The organism is Candidatus Hydrogenedentota bacterium, from assembly GCA_016791475.1.
GTDB lineage: Bacteria > Hydrogenedentota > Hydrogenedentia > Hydrogenedentales > JAEUWI01 > JAEUWI01.
This window is the reverse complement of the sequence record JAEUWI010000114.1, coordinates 1-1,042: the sequence shown is the minus strand read 5'-3', so window position 1 is coordinate 1,042 and position 1,042 is coordinate 1. Positions and strand designations below refer to the sequence as shown.

The 1,042-nt window shown below is 76.4% G+C and carries 1 protein-coding gene; it reads left to right on the top strand.

The window, feature by feature from the left end; all coding sequences use genetic code 11:
* The coding region (locus JNK74_28135) for a DUF4040 domain-containing protein (protein MBL7650059.1) at nucleotides 1-1,042 on the top strand (1,042 nt) is incomplete at both ends.

Here is a 1,042-nt window from a genome sequence, read left to right as displayed (position 1 = left end):
CCAGCACATCAGCGCGCTGGTGCTGGCGATCGCCGGCTGCGCGCTGATCGGGCTGTTCGCCTCGACCGGCGACGGCCTCGCCTGGCCGCAGGCCACCAGCCCGATCAACCTCGCCGCGGTGCTCGGCTGCGTGCTCGCGGTCGCGGGCGCGGCCGCCGCCGCAGTGAGCCCCGGCCGCGTCGCGCTGGTCGCCACGCTGGGGGCGAGCGGGCTGGGCATGGCGCTGTTCTTCCTCGCCGCGCGCGCGCCCGACGTGGCGATCACGCAGCTGATGGTCGAGACCCTGACGGTGATCTTCCTCGCCCTGGTGCTGCGCCGCCTGCCGCCGACCCGCCTGGTGGGTTCGCGCAAGCCGGCGGCGAAGCGCTTCCACGCCGTGGTGGCGATCGTGATCGGCGCGGTGGTGGCGGCGATGATGCTGACCACGGTGAGCCAGCCGCTGCCCGGCGACATCGCGCGCTGGTACCTGGACAACAGCCTGCCGGGCGGCCACGGCGCCAACGTGGTGAATGTGATCCTGGTGGACTTCCGCGCGCTCGACACGCTCGGCGAGATCCTCGTCGTCGGGCTCGCCGGGCTGGCGGCGGCCGGGCTGCTCGCCGGCGGCGACCCCGGCGCGCGGACGCGCGGCGCGACCGCGGGCAGCGCGGACTTCGGTTCGGTGCTGCTGCGCCAGGGCATCCTGCCGCTGTCGGCGCTGCTCGCCCTGGTGGCGCTGATGCTGCTGTGGCGCGGCCACAACCTGCCGGGCGGCGGCTTCATCGGCGGCCTGGTGGCGGCGAGCGCGGCGGTGCTGGTGGCGCTCGCCTTCGGCACCACGCGGGCGCGCGCGCGGCGGCGCGTGCCGCCGCTGGCGATGCTGGCGGGCGGGCTGGGGGTCGCGGCCTGCGCCGGGCTGGTGGGGCTGTTCCACGGCGGCCCCTTCCTCGCCGGCCACTGGATCTTCCCCGCCGGGCTGGCGCTGGGCACGCCGCTGCTGTTCGACCTCGGGGTGTTCCTGACCGTGCTCGGCGCGGTGCTGCACGTGCTGCTCGGCGTGCTC